The organism is Sphaerochaeta sp. UBA5836, assembly GCF_002432845.1.
Lineage (GTDB): Bacteria > Spirochaetota > Spirochaetia > Sphaerochaetales > Sphaerochaetaceae > Sphaerochaeta.
On the sequence record NZ_DJGW01000083.1, the window covers coordinates 1 to 255 of the forward strand.

Annotated in this window: 1 protein-coding gene; it reads left to right on the forward strand. The window is 44.7% G+C overall.

From position 1 onward, the window contains the following. Nucleotides 1–16: 16 nt before the first annotated feature. Nucleotides 17–255: 2-keto-3-deoxygluconate permease (locus tag B3F49_RS07025; protein ID WP_293910044.1), on the forward strand; the 239-nt coding region annotated here is incomplete at its 3' end.

A 255-nucleotide genomic window follows, 5' to 3' on the forward strand; every position in this document is an offset into this window, starting at 1 on the left:
AACAGGAGAGCACAACATGAAGATGGGAAAAGTTCCGATTTTTGACACGATCAACAAGATTCCTGGCGGTATGATGGTTGTTCCTTTGGTTCTTGGTGTAATTTTCAATACGTTTTTCCCTGGTGCACTGAACATAGGAAGCTTCACCACAGCATTCTTTAAAACCGGGTCGCTCACCTTGATTGCTCTGCTGTTCTTCTGCAGTGGAGCCCAGATCAATCTGAAAACCGCCGGTATTTCGCTGTATAAAGGTGT